The sequence below is a fragment of the Phocaeicola sp. genome, assembly GCF_057861905.1.
Genome location: NZ_DBMACV010000046.1, coordinates 1 through 26,715, shown reverse-complemented (window position 1 = coordinate 26,715; position 26,715 = coordinate 1). Strand labels below are relative to the sequence as shown.

Sequence of the window (26,715 nt, the reverse complement as noted above, 5' to 3'; positions counted from 1 at the left end):
CTTTTTTTTTGGTTAATGTCATTAAAGAAGTTCATAAGAAACATCCTAATATTCAATTTTATATTTTAGGAGTTGGATATTATTCCCCTGATTTGGAACGTTTGAAATCTATGATAAAAGATTATCAACTAGAAAATACAATCATTCTATTGCCATGGCTAAATCATGACGAAACGATGAGGTATGTCAAAGATTCATTATTCTACTTAACAACCTCAAGATATGAAGGTTTACCATTGGCTGTTATTGAAGCAATGTCTCTCGGTAAATGTATAGTTGCTTCAAATGTATTAGGAAATAAAGATTGCGTGGAAGACAATTATAATGGCTATCTCCTTCCTTTGAAAGAAGAGGTATTTGCTGATAAAATCAATTATTTGATAGAACACTCTGAAAAAAGACAGGTATTTGAAGAAAATTCAAGAAAATATTTTGAAGAGAAATTTTTTATAAAGAACAGAATTAAATATCTGGAAGATATATATAAAGGAAATCTTGATAATTAAAATATTAATCAAATTGAAGTTTTATTCATGCAAAATCATATAGTTATCATGGCAGGCGGCATAGGAAGCCGTTTCTGGCCTATGAGTACCCCCGAATATCCCAAACAGTTTATCGACGTGATGGGAGTTGGAAAATCGCTGATTCAGCTCACAGTGGAGCGTTTCAAGGGTATCTGCCCGAAAGAGAACTTCTGGGTGGTGACATCGGAAAGGTATGTCGACATAGTAAAGGAACAGTTGCCGCAGATTCCGGCTCAGCATATTCTGGCAGAACCGGAGGCAAGGAATACGGCGCCGTGTATCGCGTATGCGTGCTGGAAGATCAGAAAGGAGTTTCCGCAGGCGAACATCGTGGTGACGCCTTCGGATGCGCTGGTGATTGATACGGCGGAGTTTGCTCGCTGCATTGCCGTGGCGCTGGAGAAGACGGCGGACTCGCAGGCTATCGTGACCTTGGGGATGAAACCTACCCGACCGGAAACGGGCTACGGGTATATTGCTGCTCAGGGGGAAGCGGACGCAAAGGGTATCTGCGAGGTGGAAGCGTTTAAGGAGAAACCGGATGTGGAAACGGCAAAGGGGTATCTGGCTGCGGGGAATTATTTTTGGAACGCGGGGATATTTGTGTGGAACGCGGACACGATTACGAATGCCATACGCAGGTATGCACCGCAGATTGCCGGAGTGATGGACGAGCTGGAGCCTGCCTTGTTTACGGACAAAGAGGCGGAGGAGCTGAAGCGGCTCTTCCCTACTTGCGAGAAGATTTCCATCGACTATGCGGTAATGGAGAAGGCAGAGAATATCTATGTGCTACCGGCAGAGTTCGGATGGAGTGACTTAGGCAGCTGGGGTTCGCTGCACACGCTGTTGCCGCAAGATGAGAATGGCAATGCCTCCGTAGGAGCAAACGTGAAGTTATTCAACTGCCGGAACTGTGTGGTGCATGTGGCAGACGAACGCAAGGTGGTACTGGAAGGTCTGGACGGCTACATCGTGGCAGAAAAGAACGGTCAGCTACTAATATGCCGCCTAAGTGAAGAACAGCGCATCAAGGAGTTTTCAGCGGGGAAGTAAACGGAAATCGCCAAATTCCTGCTACTGAAAGATTTTGATTCTCCATTTGTTTTTTTAATCCTTTTATCCTATTCATTAGGAAATAAAGAAAAAAATTTGTTCTTTTGCATTAGAACCAAATCCAAATATATGAATGTTACAGTTTTTAATCCGGCTCAATTGCAAGTGCTTGAAATGATGTCGTTTGTGGATAGTCCTGAAGCATTAGCAGAACTTAAAAAGGCTATTTCTGACTATTTTGCCAAGCAAGCGCAAAAAGAAATTGACCGCTTGTGGGAGAATGGAGAATTAAATGAGGAAAAAGTCGATAAATTCTACCAACTACATGAACGTACTCCCTATAAATGAATATGAGAAACATTGTATTGGATACAAACTCACTGATTATTGCAATTTCAGCGAAGAATGACTGCCATAAAGTATGGCAATCATTCTTGAATGGAGATTATACGTTATGTATAAGCAATGAAATCGTAGAAGAGTATCTGGAAGTCATGACTCGCAACATAAATAAGTATGTAGCCGAAACGATTATCTACACGATTCTTACTCGTGAAAATGTAAAGAAATTAACTCCTCACTACCGTTTTCATCTAATTACAGCAGACCAAGATGACAATAAGTTCGTAGACTGTGCCATAACAGCCAATGCGGAATATATCGTGACGGAAGATCACCATTTCAATGAACTTAAAAATATATCTTTCCCATCAGTTGCCATAATTAATTTGAAGGACTTCGCAAAAACATTGTAAGTCTAATGGTTGATTGTCGACGAATATATCAGCTTGCATTTTATTGATTATCGGCAGTAGTCGCGTAGTACTGAGTGAGGAGCAGCGCATCAAGGATTTTGCGGCGGGGAAGTAAACGGAAATCGCCACGGTACTCTATACGGAGGGTATCGTAGCGATTTTTTTGTATCGGCTTGGCGTTCACCGAATGCTTACAAAAAGACGGTAAACACTTGTTCCTTTCACGAGAAAACCGTAAATTGCAGTCATTATGATAAACAAGATACTAACCACATACGCATCACAGCTGGAAGAATATCTTTCAGCATTCCACCGCCAACCCGAAGGACTGGCTCCCGTGGGATCAATAGGAAACACCAGTGATATGTAATTTAAAACGTACATCGACGGAAAGCTACCGTATATTATACCGCATCCGGATTCAACACAACTACTGCAACAGACAAGCGTAAATGAAGAGACACAGAGACATGTACTCCAGCCGGATGTTAAACATTTAAAATAGAAAACTATGAGTGAATACAAGACACCCGGCGTTTACATCAAGGAGAAAAACGCTTTCGGAAACTCCGTAGTGGAAGCCGAAACTGCCATCCCAGTGTTCATCGGGCTGACCGAAAAAACACAGAATGGAACGGAATCCCTGAAGAACAAACCTGTCCGGATTTCATCGATGACGGAATATGAGCAGTATTTCGGAGGACCGCAGATACACCGCTTTGACATAATTGTAGCGGATGCAGACAATGAAGCTGCCACAGTTTCAGTGAGATATGGAGAAAAAAAACTTCAGGCGACACTGAGCAACAAACATTGTACGCTGTACTATCATCTGAAGCTGTTCTTTGCAAACGGCGGCGGCACCTGCTACATTGTGTCGGTGGGCGATTATGCTACGGGTACCCTCGACAAGGATATCGTGAACAACACGATATTGCCTGCCCTGACAAAGGAACCGGAAATTACTCTACTCGTCATTCCCGAAGCGGTGGAAACAGGGGAATATGCCGACTTCTACACGGCCATGCTGTCACACTGCGCCGCAAACAACCGTTTTGCCATTCTGGATGTGCCCCAAAACGGGAAGGAAGACTTCCGCACCAAGATGGGGAGCAATTTTCTGGCCTATGGGGCAGCCTATTATCCGTGGCTGGAAACGACGGTATTGTCGGACAACGACATTGACGGAGAAGTGATGAAACTGGACATCACCCAAGATTTTAAAACCGGGAATGCCCAGCTTGATGCCTATATTCAAGGAGAAATCGCAGAAATAAAGAAGAATGACAACAATGAGCCGTTGCACCGCAACAATCTGCACAATGCGCTGATGCAGAACCTTCCTGCATACAATCTGCTGGAAAAGAAAGTCAAGGACTACCTGAACCAGCTTCCGCCTTCGGGAGCCATGGCCGGACTATACACGATGGTAGACCATACCCGCGGCGTATGGAAAGCGCCTGCCAATGTATCCATCAATTACGTGAGCAAGCCGTCGACTGTTATCACTGACCGGGAACAGGAAGACTATAACATGCCAATGAACGGAAAAGCCATCAACGTTATCCGTGCATTCCCCGGCGAAGGGATCAAGGTATGGGGCGCACGCACCTTGGACGGTAACTCGCAGGACTGGCGGTATGTGAACGTGCGACGCACGATGAGTTTCCTGGAAATTTCGGTGAAGAACGCCGCACGGGCCTACGTGTGCGAGCCGAACGACGCGAATACCTGGATCAACATGAAGAGCATGATTGAGAATTTCCTATGCAGTGTATGGAAACGTGGCGGACTGGCCGGCTCGACCCCTGAAGAGGCATACGAGGTACATGTAGGTCTGGGAGATACGATGACGGGCGATGACATACTGGAAGGTATCCTGCGCGTAACCGTACTGGTGGCCATCAGCCGTCCGGCAGAATTCATCGAAATCACGTTCCAGCAACAGATGCAGAAAAGCTGATAAAAACAGACAATTAAATGATAAACTAAAATAGTATGGCAGAGAATGGATCAGCACAAGGTGCAAGCACACAGGCATGGCCTTTGCCGAGTTTTTATTTCAAAGTATCTATCTCGAACGTAGGCGATATTTCCTGCAGCGAAGTGTCGGGTCTGGAAACGGAATACGAGGAAATCACTTATCGCGCAGGCGACAGTCCGGTGTTCACTAAACTGAAAATGCCGGGACTGAGAAAAGCGGGTGATCTGACCATCAAGAAAGGTATCTGCAAAGATGACAAAAAACTATGGGACTGGATCAATAAGGTGAAACTGAACACCATCCAGCGCGAAGTGGTAACGGTCAGCCTGCTGGACGAATCGGGCAGCCCAGTAAAGACCTGGGAGGCGGTGAACGCATGGCCCAAAAAGCTTACCGTAGAAGGTTTCAAGACCGATGGTAACACGACCTCCATCGAGACTTTGGTCATTGCGCACGAAGGTGTGAATGTGAAATAATTAATCCGTACAGGACATGACCAACAAGCAGATGTGATAAGAGCGAAAGCTAACAGTTATTAATTCTAAAATGAAAAAACGATGATGACAGCACATATTGACTGGTTCGACAGAATACTGACCGTCGCCATGCAACTCTACTTCCGTCAGGGATGTGAATATACTTCTATCGAGGAAGTTACACCGCCTGACGACGGATGGCTGGAAGACATGACCGGCCGACAAGAAATTACGTTCGGTGAACGGGCCGCTATCATGCTGGCCTTGATGCCACATATCCGTCCACAAGCATTGGACATCTTTTTTGCAAAAAACAAGGACTTCGACCGCCAATATACCGAATTCGGTGGCTGGAAAGGGCGGTCGCACAGAGGTTTCTTGCCTACCGGTGAAACCGCCTCATTTATCATCGCTGGAGAAGATATAGAGAAGAGGAAAGCAGTTATCCGTATGTTCCAGCGAGACCATTGGTTTTACACCCAGAATATCCTGCGTCTGGAAGGAGCCGGTGAAGGCGAACCGTTCCTAAGCGGCCAGCTCCGTCTTTCCGAAGAGTTCCTGAGCCATACCCTGTTAAACTATATAAAGTAAACGCCATGGTACACTTCATGAGAAGTATCGTGGCGTTTTTTTTACATCGGCTTGTAGTTTCGGTTCATATTCGTTATATTTGTAACAAATATAAACCATAAAAACTTCTCTACGCAGCGATAAACCGGAAACCTCGCATGTAGATAAAATTTAATCACCTTTAGAGACAAAAGCAAAATGTCTGATTGTTTACAAATAAAGAACTTCGGTCCCATAAAGGATGCCAAAATTGAGTTAAAGCCTTTTTTAGTCATCATTGGAGGACAAGGTACCGGAAAAAGTACCATTGCCAAGGTTCTGACTATATGTCAGGAATTGTTCTGGTATATACAGATATTGGAGGAGAGCAAAGACGTGTTGCAACCGTTTCATATATTCGGTATCGCTGATTATTTTCAGCAGAACAGCTATATTGAATTTAGAAAAGACAGCATAACCATCGTATACGAAGCGGGTAAGTTTACACTGACCGACAGCTCGTGTTCGGATAAAGAGGAGCTTCTGAATAGATGTAAAAGTTTTATCTATGATGAAATTAAACGTACAGCCAGCAGTATGGGAGTTGCTTCCGACGAAGCTCTGAAGGAATTTATAAAGACGAACAGCCTGTTTATGACCGGCAACAGGGGTACTTCGTTTTACATTCCGGCTGAAAGGAATCTTGCGGGAACGCTCTCTAATGTTCTTGCCAATATATTAATGACACGTATTCCGCTGCCTCTGACGTTTCTGAATTACCTCAGCTTCTTTGAAAAGGCCAGAAATGAATTCCCGGTTTATGATCTTCCTTTTCTGCCTATCACTTACAAAGTTGTCAACGGGAAAGAGGGAATTATCGTATCAAAAGATGGGAAGGAAGAAATATTACCTCTAAATCAGTGTTCATCGGGTATACAGTCGCTACTGCCCATGCTGATGATTCTGGATTTCTGCATCAAGAAGGAGCTTTTTGACTCGTATGTCATCGAGGAGCCGGAACAGAATCTGTTTCCTGACAACCAGCTTGCCGTACTCCGGTATCTGATTGAAAGAATGAAACAAATGGAGTTCAAGGGCTGTCATACGATTACGACTCATAGCCCTTATCTGCTCTCGGGAATTAATATCTCACTGCTTGCAGGAGCGTTGGCACCTCAATTTACGGAAGAGGTTAACAGGATCGTTCCTGACAGATTTCATCTGAAACCGGGTACGGTAGGGGCTTATGCCTTGGGGGGCAAAGAAGTTTATTGTAAGGATATTATCAATCCGCTGACAGGCACTATCGACCAGAATTATCTCGACGCGACATCTTCTGCTGTGGGGAGCGAATTCGCCAAACTATATAGGCTGTATATCAAATCGCTAAAAAGTAAGGAACAATGACTACCGATGTACCAGAAGCTGTCAAAAATCTGAAACTGAAATGGGCTTTCAAGAATGTTGCAAAACCCGTTGAAGATTGTTATACAGTCATTAACGACAAGAAGTTTTTTATAGAAGATGATGAGTCCAGCAAACGTACGGTAGTTGTTCGGATTCCAAATGAGGAGAAATACTGTAAAGTTATAAACAGCTATGGTACGGAAGCTGTTGTGCTTTCTATTGATAATGCGCTTATCATGCATCACCCGGGAGGTATAGCAGACGGGGCTGTCTTCAATACGGTAAACTTCTTCTTTGTAGAGTTTAAAACGAATGCTCAGGGTAATTCGGATATGGCCGTAAATGCGACGTACCGGAAAGCGATGGAACAGCTAAAATCGACAATCGGATTGTTTGACACTCATTTGCAAAATGCTAAAATAGAATTTACTCGCACAATCAATGTGGTATGTAATATTGTTATACCATCGACTTTTCCTAAAAATATGGCTGCTGAAATGACATATGCACTAGAGTTCGCCCATGAAACAAATGGAATTCCTTTAACTTTCGAAAATATCATTGAATTATAAACCTGATAGAATTTGTCTACTGATACAACTAGCCACGGCTCTCCTAACAAGAGGCTGTGGCGATTTTTTTGTATCGGCTTGTAGTTTCGGTATTTATTTGTTTACTTTGTAAATATCAACTACTAAAATGCATACTGTATGGAAAGTTATATTCGGTTTGACTGGGCGATGAAGCGCCTGCTGCGCAACAAGGCCAATTATGCGGTGCTGGAGGGACTGCTTACTACGCTGCTGGAGGAAAAGGTGACGATCCAGAAACTGCTGGAGAGTGAAAGTAACCAGGAGGATGAGTTCGACAAGTACAACCGCGTGGACATGCTGGCGGAGAACTCGAAAGGGGAACTGGTGCTCATCGAGGTGCAGAACAACAATGAGTATGCGTATTTCCAGCGGATGCTGTTCGGGGCTTCGAAGCTGGTGACGGAGTATATCAACCGCGGACAGGGGTACGACAAGGTGCGCAAGGTGTACAGCGTGAACATCGTGTATTTCTCGCTGGGACACGGAAAGGATTTCGTGTATCACGGGAAGACGGAGTTCGTGGGGATTCACGAAGGGGATGTGCTGGAGCTGAGCCCCTTCCAAAAGCAGACGTTCAAGGTGGATAAGGTGAGCCAGCTTTATCCGGAGTATTATATCCTGAAGGTGAATGACTTCAACCGGGTGGCAAAGACGCCGCTGGAGGAGTGGATTTATTACCTGAACACGGGGAACGTGCCGGAACATGCTACGGCACCGGGACTGGACAAGGTGAAGGAGCAGTTGAAGCTGGACCGCATGAGCCGAGAGGAGCTGAACGCGTATTACAAGCATCTGGACAACATCGTGATTCTGCGGGATAATATCATGACGGAACGTGCGGAAGGTCGTGCAGAAGGAATGGAGGAAGGAATGGAAAAAGGTAAAAACGAGGAGAAAAGGGCTATTGCTCGCAACCTGAAATCTCTGGGACTAAGCAGCGAACAGATTCAGGCTGCTACCGGACTCTCCGTCAAAGAAATAGAACAACTATAGGCCTAAACTTGCTAGTCTACCATTTATTCACTTTCTTTGCAACTTCAATGAAAATGGTATGAAACTGATAAAAACTTTACTACTGACTACACTTTTTAGTCCGCTTTATGCGCAGCAGCCTGCCGACTCGCTGAAGTATAAGGTGGAAGCGGGTGTGACGGTATCGAACGGGGATTATGCTCCTGTGTGGCTGACGGCCAACCGCTACGGTGTGGCGGGCAATGAGCCGAACTTTGCGTATGTGCGTGCCGGAGCGGAATGGAACAAAGTGTTGCCGAAGAACTGGCGGATAGACGTGGGACTGGATCTGGCAGGGGGAAAGAACCTGTCGTCGAAGTTCTGGGTGCAGCAGGCTTATGCGGATGTGTCGTGGAAGGCGCTGACGCTGAGTATCGGAAGTAAGGAACGGCCGGGGTTCCCGCTCGAGAAGAACGAGAAGCTGACCAGCGGCTGGATGGTGGAAGGTACGAACATGAGGCCGATTCCGCAGGTACGGGTGGAGGTGAAGGATTACCTGAACATTCCGGGTACGAAGGGTTGGGTGGCCTTTAAGGGGCATCTGAGTTACGGGTATTTTACTGACGGTGACTGGCAGAAGGATTTCGTAGCTCCGGGACAGGTCTATACAACGGGGGTGCTGTATCACAGCAAGTCACTGATGTTCAGGCTGGGTAACCGAGAGAAGTTACCGGTGGAGTTTGAATTCGGTCTGCTGACAGGAGCGCAGTTCGGAGGCAAGCAAATGCTAAAGAATGCGGACGGCAGCGTGAGTCTGGTAAAAGATATGCCGCAGGGAATCAAGGATTTCTGGAAGGTGTTCTTCCCCAAGCAGGAAAGTACGCTGGAGAACGTGGAGGGGAACCACTGCGGAAGCTGGAACTTCGCGCTGAATTACTATGTAGGCGACTGGAAGTTTAAGGCGTATCTGGAGCATTATTTCGAGGATCACTCGCAGATGTTCTGGCAGTACGGACGATGGAAGGATGGTCACATCGGCGTGGAAGTGGATTTTCCGAAGAACCGGTGGATCAGTGCCGTGGTGTGGGAAGGTCTGAACACGACGGATCAGACGGGTCCGATTCTCTACGACGGAATAGCGGGTTCGTTCAACGACTTGCAGATGAGCGGGGGTGATAATTATTACAACAATTGGCAGTATTTAGGCTGGCAAAATTACGGGAACTCGCTGGGACATCCGTTCCTGCTGGGACCGGCGTATAATTCGGACGGTACGAACTTGATTAAGGGAAGCCGTGTGAAGGCTCAGCATGTGGGACTGACGGGGGATCCGTCGGAGGAATGGAACTGGAGATTGCTGGTTTCGTATGCCCGCAACTGGGGAAGGTATATGAATCCATTTGACGAGGTGAAGAAGCAGTTCAGCAGTCTGGCGGAGGTGACTTATCGGCCTGAACGTCTGAAGGGATGGAGTTTCAGTGCTGCTCTGGCGGTTGACCGTGGAAATTATCCGGGAAACAGTACGGGTGGTATGTTGACAATCAGAAAATGTGGAGGATTCGGCTTATGAGAAACAAGGTGATGATTTGGATGGCTCTGGTGGTGGCGCTGGTGATGCAGGGTTGTCAGAAGGAGCCTATCAACAACGATATAGAGGGATTCTGGCAGTTGGAGCAGTTTGTGGTGAAGGATACGCGTGAGGTGGTGACATGCGAGCGCTTGTATTACAGCATTACGCGCATGGTGACGGAAGTGGCAGAGAAGGAAGGACCGAACGGCTACGGTAGTTACATCGGTCGTACGGAGTACCGCAACAACGAGACGCAGCTGGTGCTGAAGGATTTCAAGGTGCGTGCCAATACAAGTGACAACAAGCAGGACGCGCCGGTGGAGATGCTGCGGCACTTCGGTATCGACAATCAGGCGGAAACGGTATTCAACGTGAGCTCGTGCGACGGCAAGTACATGACGCTGGAATCGGACTATGCTCTGCTGAAGTTACGGAAGTTCTAAAAGGATATTTTAATACAGGGAATCGCCACGGTACACGCTATGCGGAGTATCGTGGCGATTTTTTTGTATCGGCTTGTAGTTTCGGTATTTATTTGCTTACTTTGTAAATATCAACTACTAAAATGCATACTGTATGGAAAGCTACATTCGTTTTGACTGGGCGATGAAGCGCCTGCTGCGCAACAAGGCCAATTATGCGGTGCTGGAGGGACTGCTTACTACGCTGCTGGAGGAAAAGGTGACGATCCAGAAACTGCTGGAGAGTGAAAGTAACCAGGAGGATGAGTTCGACAAGTACAACCGCGTGGACATGCTGGCGGAGAACTCGAAAGGGGAACTGGTGCTCATCGAGGTGCAGAACAACAATGAGTATGCGTATTTCCAGCGGATGCTGTTCGGGGCTTCGAAGCTGGTGACGGAGTATATCAACCGCGGACAGGGGTACGACAAGGTGCGCAAGGTGTACAGCGTGAACATCGTGTATTTCTCGCTGGGACACGGAAAGGATTTCGTGTATCACGGGAAGACGGAGTTCGTGGGGATTCACGAAGGGGATATCCTGGAACTGAGCCCCTTCCAGAAGCAGACGTTCAAGGTGGACAGGGTGAGTCAGCTTTATCCGGAGTATTATATCCTGAAGGTGAATGACTTCAACCGGGTGGCAAAGACGCCGCTGGAGGAGTGGATTTATTACCTGAATACGGGGAACGTGCCGGAACATGCTACGGCACCGGGACTGGATGCGGTGAAGGAGCGGCTGAAGCTGGACCGCATGAGCCGAGAGGAGCTGAACGCGTATTACAAGCATCTGGACAACATCGTGATTCTACGGGATAATATAGAAACTGAACGTGCAGAAGGTCGTGCAGAAGGTCGTGCAGAAGGTCGTGCGGAAACACAAACCGCCATTGCACGTAACCTGAAATCGCTGGGTATGAGCAACGAACAGATAGCACAGGCTACAGGATTGACGGAAGAGGAAATAAACAAATTGTAGGCAGACACAATATCTAAAAAATCGCCACGGTATAAAATAACCTCCGTAAACCGCTCATTATCGGAAATATATAGGGGGATAATCCCCTAAATAAGCCTTCCGGACATTCTCCCGAAGATTTAAAAAATGTTATATTATACATATTTTTCATCTCATTTTCTCTTTTTTAAAGGGAAATTGCATAATTTAGATGAAACATAAAAATACAAAAACTATACGAGGTATACGTTAGCTACAGAAATCGGAAAATACGAGAAAAAAACACACGGGCTACAGGAAATACAAAGACAAGACGAGGTAATATACTGAAAAAAACATTTTAACCTTAAACTAAGATAAAGTATTAACCTTAATTGTTTAACTATGCAAAAGCGATCATTTCTAGTAGTCGCAATGTTCCTGATAGGAATGTTCTTGACTGGGATTTATGCTCAAACCATTACTGTAAACGGTAATGTTACCAGTAAAGAGATGGGCGATCCTTTAATTGGAGTAAACGTATTAGTAAAGGGAACCACCAATGGTACGGTAACCGACTTGAACGGTCATTATTCGATTACCGTAGAACAGAATGATGTGCTGGTGTTCTCATACATCAGTATGAAAACCGTTGAAGAAGCGGTGAACGGAAGAAAGACTATCAATGTTTCGATGGTTTCGGATACGGAAAGTCTGGGCGAAGTAGTTGTAACGGCTATGGGTATCCAGCGTCAGTCGGAAACATTGACTTATTCTGCACAGACGGTGGGCGGAAGTGATGTGAATGACATCAAGAGTGTAAACATGATCAACTCTCTGCAGGGTAAGAGTGCCGGCTTGATGATTACTCCGAACTCTACCGGTGCCGGAGGTTCTTCTAAAATCTTGTTCCGTGGTAACAAGTCTATCAGTGGTAGTAACCAGCCGTTGATCGTTGTGGATGGTGTTCCGGTTATGAACAGCGTTTCCGGTGCACAGGTTAGCAGCAACTATGGTGGTGAACGAGATGGTGGTGACGTGATGTCGACTATCAACCCGGATGATATTGCTTCCATTACTTTGCTGAAGGGTGCTTCGGCTGCCGCTCTGTATGGTGCCGTAGCTGCCAACGGTGCAATCATGATTACCACAAAATCGGCTCAGTCGGGCAAGGTTTCTATCAATGTATCAAGCAATACTACAATGGAAACTCCGATGGTGCTGCCGGAATTCCAGAATACGTATGGAGTAAGCGACAACGGTACGTACAGCTGGGGTGACAAGCTCTCGGCTGAAGCACCGAACTATGCGAAGGAGTTCTACCGCACGGGATTTACAACAAACAACTCTATCTCGCTGGCAGGTGGAAATGACAACATTCAGGCGTATTTCTCTTATGGTAATGTGTACTCGGAAGGTATGACTCCGGGCAATACGTACCGCAGCCATAACCTGAACTCGAAAGTGGGATTCAATGTACTGAAGAGTGTGCACGTTGATTTCAGTGCGAAGTATACCAACCAGTATGTGAAGAATCAGGCAGCTGCAGGATTCTTGTTCAACCCGCTAACAGGTGTGTATCTGTTCCCGAGAGGTGAGGACTGGAATTACTACAAGGATAATTTCGAAGTGTATGACGAATCGAGAGGATGTTATATCCAGAACTGGACAAACACCGGTCTGCAACAGTACAGTAACCCGTACTGGACACTGAACCGGCAGACTCCGATTACGGACCGTAACCGCTATGAATTCGGTGGAAGCATCAAATGGGATATTACCAAGGACTTGAACATTCAGGGACGTATGCGTTACGAAAGAGGTGAAGAACGCTGGCAGCATAATCTGTATGCGTCGAGTATCGCCAACCTGTACCCGATGGGACGTATGAAGGATAACCGTTATTTCAGCGACCAGCTGTACGGGGATGTACTGGTAAGCTACAGCCATACATTCAATGACTTCCTGGTATCGGCTACGGCTGGTTCCAGCTTCACCAAGAGCAAGACGGCTCATGTAGACTTGTGGGCTGAAGGTACGCAGTTCACTTCTCCGGGTAACGGTAATGTATATTATCCGAACATCTTTACTCCGAACAACTATTACGGCAACATGTCTGTAGTAGGCAAGAATGATAACTGGAATACGGAAAAACGACTGAATGCGGTATTCGCTACAGCTCAGTTCGGCTATAAGGATGGTTTGTTCGTTGATGTTTCTGTACGTAACGACTGGTCGTCTGCACTGGCTTACACGGAAAGCTGCTCATTCTTCTACCCGTCGGTAGGTGGTAGCTTCCTGCTGGACAGATTCATCGATATGGGCAAGAACGTAAACTTGCTCAAGGTGCGTGCCAGCTATTCTATCGTAGGTAACGACGTACCGGTATTCATGAGTAACCTGCTCTACTCATTGCAGTCGCAGGGCTCTATCACACCTCCTGAAAATGCTCCGTTCCGTACATTGAAACCGGAAAAGACACACTCTGTAGAAGTTGGTTTCGACGGTACATTCTTCCAGAACCGACTGACGCTGGGTATGACTTACTATAAGACGAATACTAAGAACCAGTTCTTCTCGGTAGCTGCTCCGTATGAATCGGGCTTGCGCAACCGCTATGTCAACGCCGGTAACGTACAGAACCAGGGATTTGAATTCAGCGCCGGATGGTATCAGCAGTTTAACGAAAACTTCAGCTGGAGTACTGACCTGAACTTCTCGTACAACGAAAACAAGATTGTAGAACTGGTGGATGACCTGCCAAACGGATTGACTCTGACTGACTTTGGTGGTGCCAAGATTATCCTGAAGGAAGATGGATCGTACGGTGACTTGTACGTACGCCACATCATGCGTGACGAAAACGGCAAGCCGATGAAGGATGCAACTACGGGTAACCCGATTGTAAGCGGTGATACGACTGAAGATATGATTTACGCCGGAAACATGAATGCGAAATTCAACGCCGGATGGTCGAACACATTCCATTACAAAGACTTCACCCTGTCGTTCCTGATCGACGGTAAATTCGGCGGCAAGGTACTGTCTATGACAGAAGCTACAATGGATGGCTGGGGCGTTTCTCAGCGGACTGCCGATGCACGTAATGCAGGCAAGGTAGTGGTAGACGGAGTGGAATTTGATCCGAAAGCATGGTATACCACAACAGGTGCCAGCAACTTCAACAGCCCGTATGCCAACGAGTTCTACGTTTACGATGCTACAAACGTACGTCTGCGTGAACTGAGTCTGGGATATACATTCCGTAACTTGTTCGGTGCCGGCAAGAACCTGACGGCTGCCATCATCGGACGTAACCTGTTCTTCTTCTACAAGGATGCTCCTATGGACCCGGACGTATCGGCTGGTACAGGAAACGGTGTGCAGGGTGTGGATATGTTTGCATTGCCTACCTCACGCAGCTTTGGTCTGAATCTGAAACTTAACTTCTAAAATGCCTCATTATGAAACGAAATAAAATTTATCAATATGCCATTCTGCTGGCTCTCCCTTGGTTAGGAGGTAACTTGATGACTTCTTGTACTGACAGTTTTGAAGACCTGAATACGAACAGTGTACAGGTTGACCCCAATGACTTGCCTTTCTCTGCACAGTGTGCAGAACCGATGCAGTACTGTTACCCTCCACAGCAGAATATGTTCCAGTTCTGGACAAACTTGACCATCGACTTGTACAGCGGGTATTTCATGACACCGAACGGTAACTTTACCAACGGTGACATGGGAGAAAACCGAGGACACAGCGGGGGTATGTACGAAAATTATTACCTGCATATCTTTAACAATACGCGACGTATCATTGCCGACTGCGACAAGAACGGTACGCTGGGACTGGCTGGTGTGATGCGTATCGTACAGGCGTATGGTACGCTGATGACTACGGATGCTTACGGACCGCTGGCTTACAGCTCGATCCTGTCGGGTGAATATGAATCGTATTATCCGTTCGACAGCCAGCAGCAGTTGTTCGTTGCCATGCTGCAGGATCTGGACAAGGCTGCTACCGACATCAAGGCGATGAGCGAGGGAGAAAAGGTGACACTCGCTACATTCGATATCTGGTGTGGTGCTGATACGGATTTGTGGATAAAGATTGCCAATACACTGAAACTGCGTATGGCTCTCCGTCTGTCGAAACGTGAAGCGGAAATGAAGGAAGCCGGCATCGACCTGAAGCAGATTGCTACTGAAGCGGCTGCCAACACGCTGGCTACGGTAAACAAGGATATCGTAATAGACAAGAGTCTGGAAAACGAAATGTGGCTGATGTTCAACTGGGGTGACTGTGGTTTCAATGCGAATCTGGTTACGCTGATGTCGGGCATGAAGGACCCGCGCCAGCCGCTGTACATGACCAAGAATACTGCCGACGTGAAGGATCTGAACGGAAATGTGGTGGTACCTGCCAATACACAGTATCTGGGTATCCGCTTTGCCAGTGGACTGCCGGGCAAACCGAACAACTGGGCGAACTTCTCGCAGTGGATCGACCCGCAGAACAGCATCGGTGTATATTCTATGCCGCTGCCTATCTTCAAGGCTGCCGAGTCTTACTTCCTGCTGGCTGAAGCAAAACTGCGCTGGGACATCGGTTCGGCAAGTGTACAGAGTCTGTACGAAGATGGTATCCGTGTTTCTATGGCAAACGAACTGAGTTACCGCGGCAAGTATGCGGGAGTAGACTCTTATGCTGCAGGAGCGGTGGATGACTATATCAACGGTACGACAACGCAGGCTGACTTCGTCGATCCGGTTGACCCGAAACTGAGTACTCCGGCTGTGAACAAGCTGTGTGTAAAATGGGATGAAAGTGCCGACAAGGAAACGAAACTGGAACGTATCATCACACAGAAATATTTCGCATTGTTCCCGCTGTCTATCGAAGCATGGGCTGAACAGCGCCGTACCGGATATCCGCATCTGTTCCCGGCTTACGTAGATGAAAGTAACGGAGCTGTAAACAAGGAAGAAGGTGTACGCCGTGTAATCTACAGCAGTAATGCTTACGATACAAATGCACAGGGTATTGCTATGGGTCTGGAACTGCTGAACAAGGAAAATACCAGCAAGAACGGTATCTCGGGTGATAAGGGTGGTACGCATCTCTGGTGGGATAACGCCAATAAAGGAAACTTCTAATACATAACTGTCTTTTTAAAACGGGTGGGCTTTTCAGGCTCACCCGTTTTTTTTGCAGTACTCCATCCGGCGAAGAACAGTACTCCGTCCGGCGGGAAACAATGCTCCGTCCGGCGGGAAACGTGACTGCCTCCGTCGCGGGGCCTACGGAAACGGCATTTGCGAAAATATTACAGAAAGATGCACGGATTTAGTTTGACTGGTGTGATATTTATATTAGCTTTGTAATAAAAGAGAACTTTCATGATGAAAAACTATACTATCGCCGTAGCGGGAACGGGCTATGTGGGCCTGTCTATCGCTACTTTGCTGTCGCAGCATCACCGGGTGGTGGCTGTGGACGTGATTCCTGAAAAGGTGGAGAAAATCAATAACCGTATCAGCCCGATACAGGATGAGTATATCGAGAAGTATCTGGCAGAAAAGGAACTGAATCTGACGGCTACGCTCGACGGGGCTTCGGCTTACCGTGAAGCGGACTTCGTGGTGATTGCGGCTCCTACGAACTATGATCCGGTGAAGAATTATTTCGATACGTCGCACGTGGAGGAGGTCATCGACCTGGTGCTGGAAGTGAACCCGGACGCGGTGATGGTCATCAAGAGTACCATTCCCGTAGGTTACTGCCGGAGCCTGTACGTGAAGTATGCGGAAAAGTTCCGTACCTCTCCTGCCCTGACGGGAAAGAAGTTCAACCTGCTGTTCTCGCCGGAGTTCCTGCGTGAGAGCAAGGCACTGTACGATAATCTCTACCCCAGCCGTATCATCGTGGGATTCCCGAAATATATAGCGGGACGTGACGAGGAGAACAGGGCGATTCAGGAGATTGCAGGCGAGCATCTGGACGAGAAGGCACACGAGTTTGCTGCCTTGCTTCAGGAAGGAGCTATCAAGGAAAACATCGATACACTGTTTATGGGACTGAAAGAGGCAGAGGCGGTGAAGCTGTTTGCCAATACCTACCTGGCGCTGCGTGTAAGTTATTTCAACGAACTGGACACGTATGCGGAGGTGAAGGGACTGGATACGCAGGCTATCATTCAGGGTATCTGTCTGGATCCGCGCATCGGCATGCATTATAACAATCCGTCGTTCGGATATGGAGGTTACTGTCTGCCGAAGGATACGAAACAGCTCCTGGCCAACTATCAGGATGTGCCGGAGAATCTGATTCAGGCGATTGTGGAGAGCAACCGTACACGCAAGGATTTCATTGCCGACCAGGTTCTGAAGAAAGCGGGATATTACGATTATTACAATCACGGGGACTATAATCCGCAGGAGGAAAAGGTATGCGTCATCGGGGTGTACCGCCTTACGATGAAGTCGAACAGCGATAATTTCCGCCAGAGCTCCATTCAGGGGGTGATGAAGCGTATCAAGGCTAAAGGAGCAACCATCATCATCTACGAACCTACGCTGGAGGACGGAACGACATTCTTCGGATCGAAGGTGGTAAACAACCTGGAGGAATTCAAGAAGGAATCGCAGGCTATCATCGCCAACCGCTACGACGCCTGTCTGGACGACGTAAAGGAGAAGGTGTATACACGAGATATTTTCCGCAGGGACTAAGAGCGGGCTACGAAAGCCCGCATCTCCTGCTATTTGAGATATTCTTCTATCGTATTGCGATGCATATTGCCATAACAGGCACTATTGTACACCATGGCATGCGATCCCACTGTCTGACGGGCAAGCTTATAATACAAATCATTCAGAGAGATATGTACATCAGTATCGATCTCCTCCTGAAAAGCACGGGTAAATCCGTTGGAAAGCCATATTCCCATCTCCGGATCCATCATATCGGCTTTGGAAGGTTCATCGGCATTTGCCGCTGTCATGATCAGTACGCCGGGCAATTTCTCGCATGCTTCACCTATGGTTCCGCTATAGCAGGCATCGAGTACGAAAAGGATTTTTCTGTATGACATTTTTTCTATCATCTCACGGATATCAGAACCGTATACATCGCCGTTGCTTCCCCAAGCCAACTGGTTGCGTACGCCATGTCCACACCAGAAGATAATGATATTATCTTGAGCAGAAGAGGGCAAATAGCTGGAAAAGCCGGGCTGCTGCTCTCCTTGCATGATTTTGGAAAAGTTTTTGAAAGACAACTGACTGAGTTTATAATCGACCTGAACATCCGTATGCACATTCTCCCCGTCGGGACGTACCTTGACAACTCCCGGATAAAGATTTTTAGGATTGTCGGCAAGGTTGTCTTCGATGACAAGCAGAATGTGGTCATCATCGTAGCCATGACGTTTCAGCAACTGGTACATGGCAAGGGCATCTGCCTGATGGCGGTAGTTTGCCCAATCGTCGGATGCCCCGACTACCACAGCCCACCGGTCTTCCAGTTCAGGATACTGAAAATCCTGCTGGCTATCGCTAAACGAAAGCATATGATTGTTCTTCCATTCCCATGCCTGAGTTGTAGAGATGGTATTGACTCCTCCATCGGTAGAAAGGTATTCCAAAGCGGTATAAGTACCTTCACGGAGCATCCAGTGACAGTAAGTTGTATTGAGCACACTGGCGTGAGTCCGTTCATCGAAAGTCCAGTCGCCCGTCACTCCACTCAGGTTGATATCCGCTCCCGCCTGAAGCATGGAAAACGTACGGTGCATGTCGTCCTTCAGCCAGCCGGTATTCCACACAGTCCTGCCTTCGACCATCGCCAGTATGGCATCGTTCAGATTTTCGGCAGTAGCTTCCTGCCGGGTTAGAGCGTACGCCAGCAAGGTTATGGCATCGAACAAATGAGCTTCTCCGCTCAACGGCTCCTCGCCGAACTTCACCCGATAAATGCTGTTGAAACCAGATTCGGGAGTCGCAGAAGGAGAAAGTCCCTCATAGTCGGGGAACTTCAAACGACTAAGCAGATAAGGCGAGTTCATCACGTCTGAACAAAGAAGCAAGGGAAAGTCGAAATAAGCTTCGCCAAGGGACGCCTTGAGTTTACACATCTCATCATCGAATATCAAGGCACTTTCCTGATTGTTCGGAGCAAAAATCAGTGCCTTGTCAAATTTGACCGGCTTATTGTACTGTGCCCGGACTGCTTCACGAATCTGCTGTTCGGAATGATAAATCACAATGTCTTCTACACTCATGCCCAGCTCGGTTATCTGGAAGGCAAACCAGTCGCTGAAGCTTTTACCATAATCATCGTCGGAAGTAAGCAGACTGATTTTACTATACTCGGACAGTTTTGCCTGCGAAAGCAGCAGTTCGCACTGTGTGATATCGGACTGTGCAAGATTCCATACGTAGCTGGAACTGGCAAAACTCCGCTGAAACTCTGTAGAAGTAGCAATGGGGAGAATCAGTGTTTTCTGCTTTTTCTGGCACAGTTGTGCCATTTTACGGGCATGCCCCGACAACTGGGGACCGATAACAGCCACATAACTGTCGTCGTCGGCTACACGTGCAGCAAAATCCTCCCAGTCGGAAGCATTCTCGTCCTGCCATTCCAGTTCGATACGGATACGCTTCTGAAGTCCCTGCTGTGCACTGCTTATGTTATCCAAAGCCCACTCAGCAATTCTGTTCCAGCGTGTCTGGCTATCGGAAGGCATAATGACTGCCACCTTGAAGGTCTTCTCCATTTCTCCGGAAGCAGGAGAATCATTTCGGTCGTTGCACGAGATGAAAGCCATCACCATAAGCAACAGACTGCACAGCCGGATGCTAATGCATGACATAAGTCTTTTCTTTTTCCAAAGCTTCATCTTTATATTTTCTGTAAGTATTGTTCCAATATTCGATATCGTTATAATATTCTTCCCAGATGTCTATATACTTGTAAAAGATGGGACTCATCACAATGTCCACCATCCCCGAATCCATGCCATAAGTATGGGAGGGTTCCATTTCCCGTTCCTCGAACCAAGCCGTAAGATATTGCACCAGCAGAGTATCTATATGAATGACAATGGAAAAAGGTATGCGCGAACTGAACCATGAGCAGTCGGTATCCATCCCAATAACCAGCGACAAGTAGAAAGGCGTTTCACGGGAATACTTGTAAATACCGTTGTTAGACCCTCCTGCCAGAGGAAGAACGAACGTATTGCCCATCTATCCTATAACCCGGTAAGCACTATCGGGCATATTGAATCCGGAAGCATCCTCCGCCAAATAAAAGACTTTCACCTGTTTGTCATTATCAGTCTGATAGCCTTCCGTATATCCGTCGATGGCCTCTTCCAGCACAGGATTGCCGGACATGGCGGCTATCACACAGGCTTCCTGATGCTTTCGCGCCATACATCCGGCAAGGTAAGATATGCCGTAACGGTTGATATTGAATGTATACACTCCCTCGGGCAAGTCCGTACTCCTGCTCTCTACAAGCAGTATCTGCTGTCCTGAAGCAAGAGTTATGCCGGTATTTTTCAAGACTGATTCGTAAACATCATCCGTAAGGAGAAGCAGACTCCGGGGACCGCTTTCCGTATTTTTCCTCCAATCTTGAATGATCTGCCGTATCTCGTCCAGACTTGTGGAACTGACAAGAGTCATATTGACATCGTGATGCCCGTAGAACTCCATAATGCCCGACATGATTTTGTCATTATACCCCATATCGCCCAGTCCAGAGATGGGAGTAACGACCGTCAGACGAAGGCGGGTATCCGTGCCGGGCACAGCCTCATCGCTGCAAGAACAAGCTGCCAGCAAGACAAAGCAGAGCAGCAGCCTCAGCCAAACAGAACGTACCAATACAGTCATTTATCACTCGTACTTGTAAGTTTTGAGAACGGTAGCCGGCAATGTTTCGTCCGGAGAAGAAGTGGTACCTACCGTCTTGCGTATCTCGATGGTTCCTTTCAAGGAAGGATGTTCTGCCAGATGTTTCTTATAGACAGCATCACAGGCACTAACCACCTCATTGTCCATTTCGCTGAATGTATATGAACCTCCAACAACTGTTTCGATAGCCTTGGTATAGTCGACCAAACCTGTAAACGCAGCCGAAGCGTCATCTCCACTTCCCGACAAAGAACCGGAAGCTTCGTAAGTATACACACGGATTGTTTCATCCTCGTCACTCGAACATGCAGCAAAAGCAAATGTCAGGACGGCTACCAGTGCCATGGCAACAAACTTTCTAAAAATTGTTTTCATCTTTCTTTTATTTTTTCAGATATTCATTGGTTATATAATCTTCTATAGCCCGGGCTTTCGAAGGATTCAGTACCTCTACAATTTCCCAGATAGGTATAACGTAAAAATCGACCATTACCAAGTCCTCGTCGGGAGTATATGAATTTTCGAAGCAGGCATACCATTCGTCGGCCAGATTCGGATCGTCGAGCGGCTCACCATTTGCCACAGCCTTTTCCAGTTCCTCATTGAAACGCTTGCCGTACTCTCCGCCTCCGGATGCATGGAACTGTCCTTCAAAATCCTTTTTCACTTCACTCCATACTTTCTCGTCGACCGTAGTAGATGTCTTCTTAAACCACAGAATCTTTACATTAATGGTCGTAATAAGCTGTTCGGTAGTAGTCTTGACATCCTGACTGACCGTAAAGTAGTAATCGAGTTTTCCACCCAGATACGATGTGGTTATGAGGTGCGTACCATACTTGCGTACGAACTCTTCGGCATTATCCTTTTTGACAGAATTGCGGAACTCCTGAGTCGTACACCACTGCACTACATCTTCGCTCAGCAAATCGACGTCATTCGAAAAATAAGAGCATTTTACGGTACGGAAATCGCGACACCAGACATACAGGCAATCTTTCTGCTCTTCAATCTGGTTCTTATATTCTACTGAAACCTTAGCTCCAGCCACCAGCAGATTGACGGACCCCGTCAATTTCCCACTGATTTCACTTTGCAGCTTCTGGCTGGTTTCGGCACGGGCAAAATACAGTTGGGTAGAGGTAGAATGATCTACCATCACGGCATCCTCTCCACAGTCGTTATGCAAGGCAGCTGCATCGAACACCTGTCCGCGCAAGCCATCTACATCGGCATGGTCGATACTATAGTCGTACCCCCACCCCAGTCCAAACGTACGCGGCAAGTCGACGATAATGCTGCCGTTTGTATCTGGCATATACTGAGTGAGCGAAACAGCCAACTGCTGTTCCCCTTCCAGTTGTATAGTCAGCGTAGCCTGACGTGTCCTTCCGGCATCATTCTGCTGGATATAAAGCGGAACGACTCCATCGCCATCGCCTTCGGCACGCAGCAACGTAATCCAGCCATCGGAAACAGTTGCCTTCCAGTGTCCAGAAGCGGCAAAACGTACAGTATCGGTCTGGCAACGTGCATTATAGGTTACCTTCGAAGCCGACTCCAAAACCGGACATACATTCTTCTCGACAGAGTCGTTACAAGCTCCGGTGAGCAGAAGCAACAATATATAAAAGCCTAACCGAATCAGTTTCATAAGCAGCTTACCTCTGAGTTACTTTCGACGGGTCTTCGATTGTAATCGTGCCACATCCATAAACTTCTTCGGAATTATCTCCTACACCTATCGACTCTGAACCGTTAACCCCTTTCTGGGCAGTTACGCTAACAACGTCTTTGGTAATCAGGATATTTCCGCAAGTAGACAATTCTCCCGTACCGATGCCGGCAGCAACTTCATTGCCAACGGCTACGACAGATCCTCCGCTGATAGTAATGTCCTTACAGCTTCCTCCGTACGTAGTACCAATACCGGGAGCACACCATCCGCCAAGCGTAGTTATATCTCCACCGGAAATAGTAATGTTTCCTCCCTTTCCTCCAAAGCCTATGCCAGGCGCTGCATATCCCGCCTGAATAGACAAGGTACCACCCTGAATTTCTATATCCCCATAAGTAGTACCTGCAGTTTTATTATAGCAGGAGCCTATACCGGCACCATGTTCTCCAGTAATAATTTCAAGGCTTCCATTGCCACTGAGAACAAACTTACCACTGGGCCCAACCTTTATACCTGCCAGATCGGGTCGTTCAGAAAGATTAATCAGATTTGTTGAACCTTCTGACAATATGATCCGGGCATTGCCTTCACATTGTATCGTATTGTAAAGTTTCAGTTTATTCAATGTCAGAGTAACCCCATCTGCCAGAATCAGAGATTTTTCTGTCTGTCCGGTAACCGACATGTCTTCCGTGATCCGGAAATCTTCGTCAGCCATTGTGATGTCTACGCTCTTATTGGTAAACGTCAAATCCTGATACATATCCTCCGCACCTTTCGGAGCAATGGTCACATCCCCCGTAGCATCTACGTACAATTCCGTTATAGAGCCTTCCTGCAAAAGATCAAAAACTTCAGTAGTGAACTCGCCATTTTTAGCATAACGGAACTTACAAGGCTTAAGTGACTTATTCCCGACAAAGAAACCACTGTCATAGTTCATATTATCCTTGGTACCCGAATAGATTACAGTAATATACTCATCCGACAATTCCGGAATGATTTTCCGGTATGCCTCCAGTCTGACATCAATTTCAGGAATATACAGCTCACTCTTTACAGCAACATTACTACTGACATCGTATCCGTGTACCATGTACAGATTGGGTCCGGTATACGCTTCATCATCGGCATAAATTGATTTCTGATAATCACCTATCAAATAATTACGCAGTGCCGTACGCGATTCCTCGGTAGGCATCAGCTCGTAGATAGGAGTAGTTACGATATCGATAAGTGCCAACTGACTGCCGTCCTGAATGGTCTGTACCCAAGCATCCAGCTTATCCTTATCCTTAACGGTCTGCTGGAACTGCTGGAAAGTCGTTCCCGGAGCAATGGTATAGACGTTGCTACCTCCGTAAGTTACAAGCGAAATAGTCGTATTGTTGGCTATCGTCTTTTCTTTTTCACTCATTGTGAACTCCCCACTTACATCGATAACCTTGACACCCAATCCGAGTGCAGCATGTATATCACTGTCAGAAGTACCATCAGTCACCTTCATCTGCATAGAAAGTTTCAATTCACCTCCCAGTGTACCGTGTGTAATGATGTGTGTTCCGTACGTATTGAGAATCTGCTTCATCGTAGCCACGTCATTGGGATTCTCCTTCAGTTTTTCGGTATACTTCAGGAATGTTTTCTGAAAGATGTCACTACCGTTTTAAGCCAGATAGCGCAACATGCCAGCCCGCATATATCGTGAACCCACAATGTGCTGTATTTCTTCCATGGCATAAGAAACGCGCTCATTGTTAGCCACGTCCTTACTATATCCTCCTTCTACCGATCCCTTGAATGCCGATATACCAACTTCTATACCAGCATTGATGGACAACTGGTTGGCTATGGCCAGTGTACTGTTTCCGGTTACCGATTCGGTACGAGAATAATAGTTTTCCTCCTTATAGAGTGCATCCGACTCTCCAGCTGCGCTGAGTGCCGCAATGAGCTTCTTAAAGTTCAAAGGAGTATTCGAGAGCAATTTATATTTTCCATTGTCCGGTTTTTTCAGTACATCTACGCAAAAACCCACCCCATAAGTCAGTTTCATATCCTCATACTCGAGCGAGCTACCATTTTCATCATCGCTGAATATACCGTGCTGCATCAGTACAATTTTCAGTTCGGTATTATTGTCCATTGCAATTTTCAGTGTATCGGTACGATCCTGTTCCTCGTCATTGCTTTCTACAAACAAACGGACAACTTCTCCCGAGTGTCCCTTCTCTTCCATTGGCAGTGCCCAGTCGGGAGCGTAGACAACCGTCCAATCGCCCGTAACCGGCAGATTCAAATCGAAAAAGTTACTTACACGCTTCAGTTCTACTTTTTGCAGGTCAGTTTCTCCCGCAGTTCCCGGCGCGGTGATCTTATCATCCGAACACGCCGACAAGACAAATGCTACCAGCAACAGCAAACAGAAGAAACGAGATTTCGACAATATATTTTTCATACTGTTTATTATCTTAATTTTAATTATTCATGTTATCGACGGAACGTGTCACATTGATGTCCTTATAATACATACGTTCCATATAGTTGTCAATCTTTTCGGCTACATCGTCGGGAAACAATGCAGAAATAGGAGTTATTTTAAACGAAATAAGTTCCAGTTTATTCTGTTCACGCAGCGATGCCAGCCATGCATCCGTCATTTCGCTTGTCACCGTTCCAGACTCTACGGCATTGGCCAGTGTTATGGCATCTCCACCTTTTACAGAAAACTTTTCGATGGTTTCATTGCTCAGATTTTCGAAATCGTCCTTATAAGTAGCATCGGCATTGAGTTTGAATTTCGAACTGAACCCGAACTCGATTGCAGCCTGAACATTCAGATTATCGGTACTCTGTTCTACAACCGATGAATAATAATAATCATAACACCCACCCAGCAACGACTGAAGTATGACATGAGTACCATAGCGTTCTACCAGCAGACGAATAGCCTCATCGCTGCCTCCACTACTGATTACTCTCTTACGTTCGGCTGCAAAGTCGGCTGTAAACCATCCGGCACTTTGAGCCTCTTCCAGATCCAACTGGTTCAAGTACACCATCTGCTGAGTATATACATTACGTATCCACGAGAATATACGTTTAGAATTATCGAGTGCAGATTTTCCAAACGAAGCCTGAAGGTTCAGACTGAACAAATTATACTTACCATCAAGATCCAGCTTACCGGACATGTCCTTCGACAAATCGGAACCACTCTCACCATAATAGTAGTTCAGTTCACTTCCGGAACTTGATTCTACACAATACATATCAGGGTCGGCATTGCATATCTTCTGAGTGTTGAAAATCTGCTCCTTCAGTCCACGGCTATCCATATAGGTACGCACGTCGAAACTCCAGCCTACGGCATACGAACGCTGCAAACTGAAAGCCGGTGCTTCGTTCGACTGGTCGACACGAGTCGTGCGACTAACTCCATTGGCATAGGCAACCCTAACCTCTCCTGTTCGTAAAGCCTGATGAGCATTACTCTCTACATAGAGCTGAATATCGTCGGACGCCGAACCCGACATACGGACAGGAGTAATCCACTCCGGACAAGCTGTAATCTGCCAGCCAGTTTTCTCCGCATTGTTCACCGTATACGTTTCACTCCCTCCATTAATACTTAATAGTTTTTCAACTGCATCTGCTTCGATAGAATCTTCCTGATTGGTGCACGACACTGTACACAATAATCCACAAAGCACAATTAACGCTCTTAATAACTTCGGAATAAGCTTTACGTGAGTTCGGGATAAGAAAGTATCTTTAAAAGTTGGTAATCACCGAATTATTTTGTATATTTAAGTCTGACAAACAATTAATTACAAATTAACAAC

Annotated in this window: 24 protein-coding genes; 16 read left to right on the top strand and 8 right to left on the bottom strand. The window is 46.6% G+C overall.

The features are described from left to right. The 16 genes from ACZM60_RS09895 to ACZM60_RS09820 all read left to right on the top strand — a co-directional run. A partial coding sequence (locus ACZM60_RS09895) for a glycosyltransferase family 4 protein (RefSeq protein WP_489521419.1) occupies positions 1–506 on the top strand: 506 nt, incomplete at its 5' end. Positions 507–533: 27 nt separating this feature from the next. Next, positions 534–1,583 (top strand): mannose-1-phosphate guanylyltransferase, encoded by a 1,050-nt coding sequence (locus ACZM60_RS09890; protein WP_489521418.1) that lies wholly within the window; start codon positions 534–536, stop codon positions 1,581–1,583. 129 nt (positions 1,584–1,712) lie between these two features. Beyond that, positions 1,713–1,931 (top strand): DUF8507 family protein, encoded by a 219-nt coding sequence (locus ACZM60_RS09885; protein WP_022233434.1) that lies wholly within the window; start codon positions 1,713–1,715, stop codon positions 1,929–1,931. 2 nt (positions 1,932–1,933) lie between these two features. Further along, positions 1,934–2,338 (top strand): putative toxin-antitoxin system toxin component, PIN family, encoded by a 405-nt coding sequence (locus ACZM60_RS09880; protein WP_022125977.1) that lies wholly within the window; start codon positions 1,934–1,936, stop codon positions 2,336–2,338. Between the two features lie 511 nt (positions 2,339–2,849). After that, the gene (locus ACZM60_RS09875) at positions 2,850–4,301 is read left to right on the top strand and encodes a phage tail sheath family protein (protein WP_489521417.1); all 1,452 of its coding nucleotides are present in this window, start codon (positions 2,850–2,852) and stop codon (positions 4,299–4,301) included. 35 nt (positions 4,302–4,336) lie between these two features. Continuing rightward, positions 4,337–4,798, top strand: a complete 462-nt coding sequence (locus ACZM60_RS09870) for a phage tail protein (RefSeq protein WP_022233436.1) — start codon at positions 4,337–4,339, stop codon at positions 4,796–4,798. Between the two features lie 81 nt (positions 4,799–4,879). Then, the gene (locus ACZM60_RS09865) at positions 4,880–5,389 is read left to right on the top strand and encodes a hypothetical protein (RefSeq protein WP_489521416.1); all 510 of its coding nucleotides are present in this window, start codon (positions 4,880–4,882) and stop codon (positions 5,387–5,389) included. Positions 5,390–5,566: 177 nt separating this feature from the next. Next, a complete protein-coding gene (locus ACZM60_RS09860) occupies positions 5,567–6,754 on the top strand; it encodes an AAA family ATPase (RefSeq protein WP_489521415.1) in 1,188 nt (395 codons plus the stop codon). Then, positions 6,751–7,326, top strand: a complete 576-nt coding sequence (locus ACZM60_RS09855; protein WP_489521414.1) for a hypothetical protein — start codon at positions 6,751–6,753, stop codon at positions 7,324–7,326. The genes ACZM60_RS09860 and ACZM60_RS09855 overlap by 4 nt, the downstream gene beginning before the upstream one ends. Positions 7,327–7,464: 138 nt before the next feature. Beyond that, the gene (locus ACZM60_RS09850) at positions 7,465–8,340 is read left to right on the top strand and encodes an Rpn family recombination-promoting nuclease/putative transposase (RefSeq protein WP_489521413.1); all 876 of its coding nucleotides are present in this window, start codon (positions 7,465–7,467) and stop codon (positions 8,338–8,340) included. Between the two features lie 58 nt (positions 8,341–8,398). Further along, positions 8,399–9,868 (top strand): capsule assembly Wzi family protein, encoded by a 1,470-nt coding sequence (locus ACZM60_RS09845; protein WP_489521412.1) that lies wholly within the window; start codon positions 8,399–8,401, stop codon positions 9,866–9,868. Beyond that, positions 9,847–10,311, top strand: coding sequence for a lipocalin-like domain-containing protein (locus ACZM60_RS09840; RefSeq protein ID WP_489521411.1), 465 nt, complete (start codon positions 9,847–9,849; stop codon positions 10,309–10,311). The genes ACZM60_RS09845 and ACZM60_RS09840 overlap by 22 nt, the downstream gene beginning before the upstream one ends. Before the next feature lie 133 nt (positions 10,312–10,444). Then, positions 10,445–11,308 carry a PD-(D/E)XK nuclease family transposase gene (locus ACZM60_RS09835; protein ID WP_489521410.1) on the top strand — a complete coding sequence of 288 codons (864 nt, stop codon included), beginning with the start codon at positions 10,445–10,447 and terminating at the stop codon, positions 11,306–11,308. A 363-nt stretch (positions 11,309–11,671) separates the two neighbouring features. Beyond that, entirely contained in the window at positions 11,672–14,719 is a 3,048-nt protein-coding gene (locus ACZM60_RS09830) for a SusC/RagA family TonB-linked outer membrane protein (RefSeq protein ID WP_021970329.1), read from the top strand. A gap of 11 nt (positions 14,720–14,730) precedes the next feature. After that, complete coding sequence (locus tag ACZM60_RS09825; RefSeq protein ID WP_021970330.1) at positions 14,731–16,425, top strand: SusD/RagB family nutrient-binding outer membrane lipoprotein; 1,695 nt, start codon at positions 14,731–14,733, stop codon at positions 16,423–16,425. Between the two features lie 246 nt (positions 16,426–16,671). Further along, entirely contained in the window at positions 16,672–18,000 is a 1,329-nt protein-coding gene (locus ACZM60_RS09820; RefSeq protein WP_489521421.1) for a nucleotide sugar dehydrogenase, read from the top strand. Between the two features lie 29 nt (positions 18,001–18,029). Here ACZM60_RS09820 and ACZM60_RS09815 read toward each other — a convergent pair whose 3' ends face one another. From ACZM60_RS09815 to ACZM60_RS09780, 8 genes are read right to left on the bottom strand one after another with little or no spacing between them, the layout of a single operon-like run. Beyond that, complete coding sequence (locus ACZM60_RS09815) at positions 18,030–20,141, bottom strand: C13 family peptidase (protein ID WP_489521409.1); 2,112 nt, start codon at positions 20,139–20,141, stop codon at positions 18,030–18,032. Beyond that, positions 20,128–20,517: a hypothetical protein gene (locus ACZM60_RS09810; RefSeq protein WP_489521408.1), complete on the bottom strand. Its 390-nt coding sequence runs from the start codon at positions 20,515–20,517 to the stop codon at positions 20,128–20,130. The genes ACZM60_RS09815 and ACZM60_RS09810 overlap by 14 nt, the downstream gene beginning before the upstream one ends. Continuing rightward, complete coding sequence (locus ACZM60_RS09805) at positions 20,518–21,171, bottom strand: type 1 periplasmic-binding domain-containing protein (protein WP_489521407.1); 654 nt, start codon at positions 21,169–21,171, stop codon at positions 20,518–20,520. A gap of 3 nt (positions 21,172–21,174) precedes the next feature. Then, positions 21,175–21,567 (bottom strand): hypothetical protein, encoded by a 393-nt coding sequence (locus tag ACZM60_RS09800; protein ID WP_021970334.1) that lies wholly within the window; start codon positions 21,565–21,567, stop codon positions 21,175–21,177. Positions 21,568–21,574: 7 nt separating this feature from the next. Further along, entirely contained in the window at positions 21,575–22,846 is a 1,272-nt protein-coding gene (locus ACZM60_RS09795) for an MAC/perforin domain-containing protein (RefSeq protein WP_489521406.1), read from the bottom strand. 7 nt (positions 22,847–22,853) lie between these two features. After that, the gene (locus tag ACZM60_RS09790; RefSeq protein WP_489521420.1) at positions 22,854–24,506 is read right to left on the bottom strand and encodes an MAC/perforin domain-containing protein; all 1,653 of its coding nucleotides are present in this window, start codon (positions 24,504–24,506) and stop codon (positions 22,854–22,856) included. 30 nt (positions 24,507–24,536) lie between these two features. Next, positions 24,537–25,328, bottom strand: coding sequence for a hypothetical protein (locus ACZM60_RS09785; RefSeq protein WP_489521405.1), 792 nt, complete (start codon positions 25,326–25,328; stop codon positions 24,537–24,539). A 19-nt stretch (positions 25,329–25,347) separates the two neighbouring features. Beyond that, the gene (locus ACZM60_RS09780) at positions 25,348–26,583 is read right to left on the bottom strand and encodes an MAC/perforin domain-containing protein (protein ID WP_489521404.1); all 1,236 of its coding nucleotides are present in this window, start codon (positions 26,581–26,583) and stop codon (positions 25,348–25,350) included. Positions 26,584–26,715 lie beyond the last annotated feature (132 nt).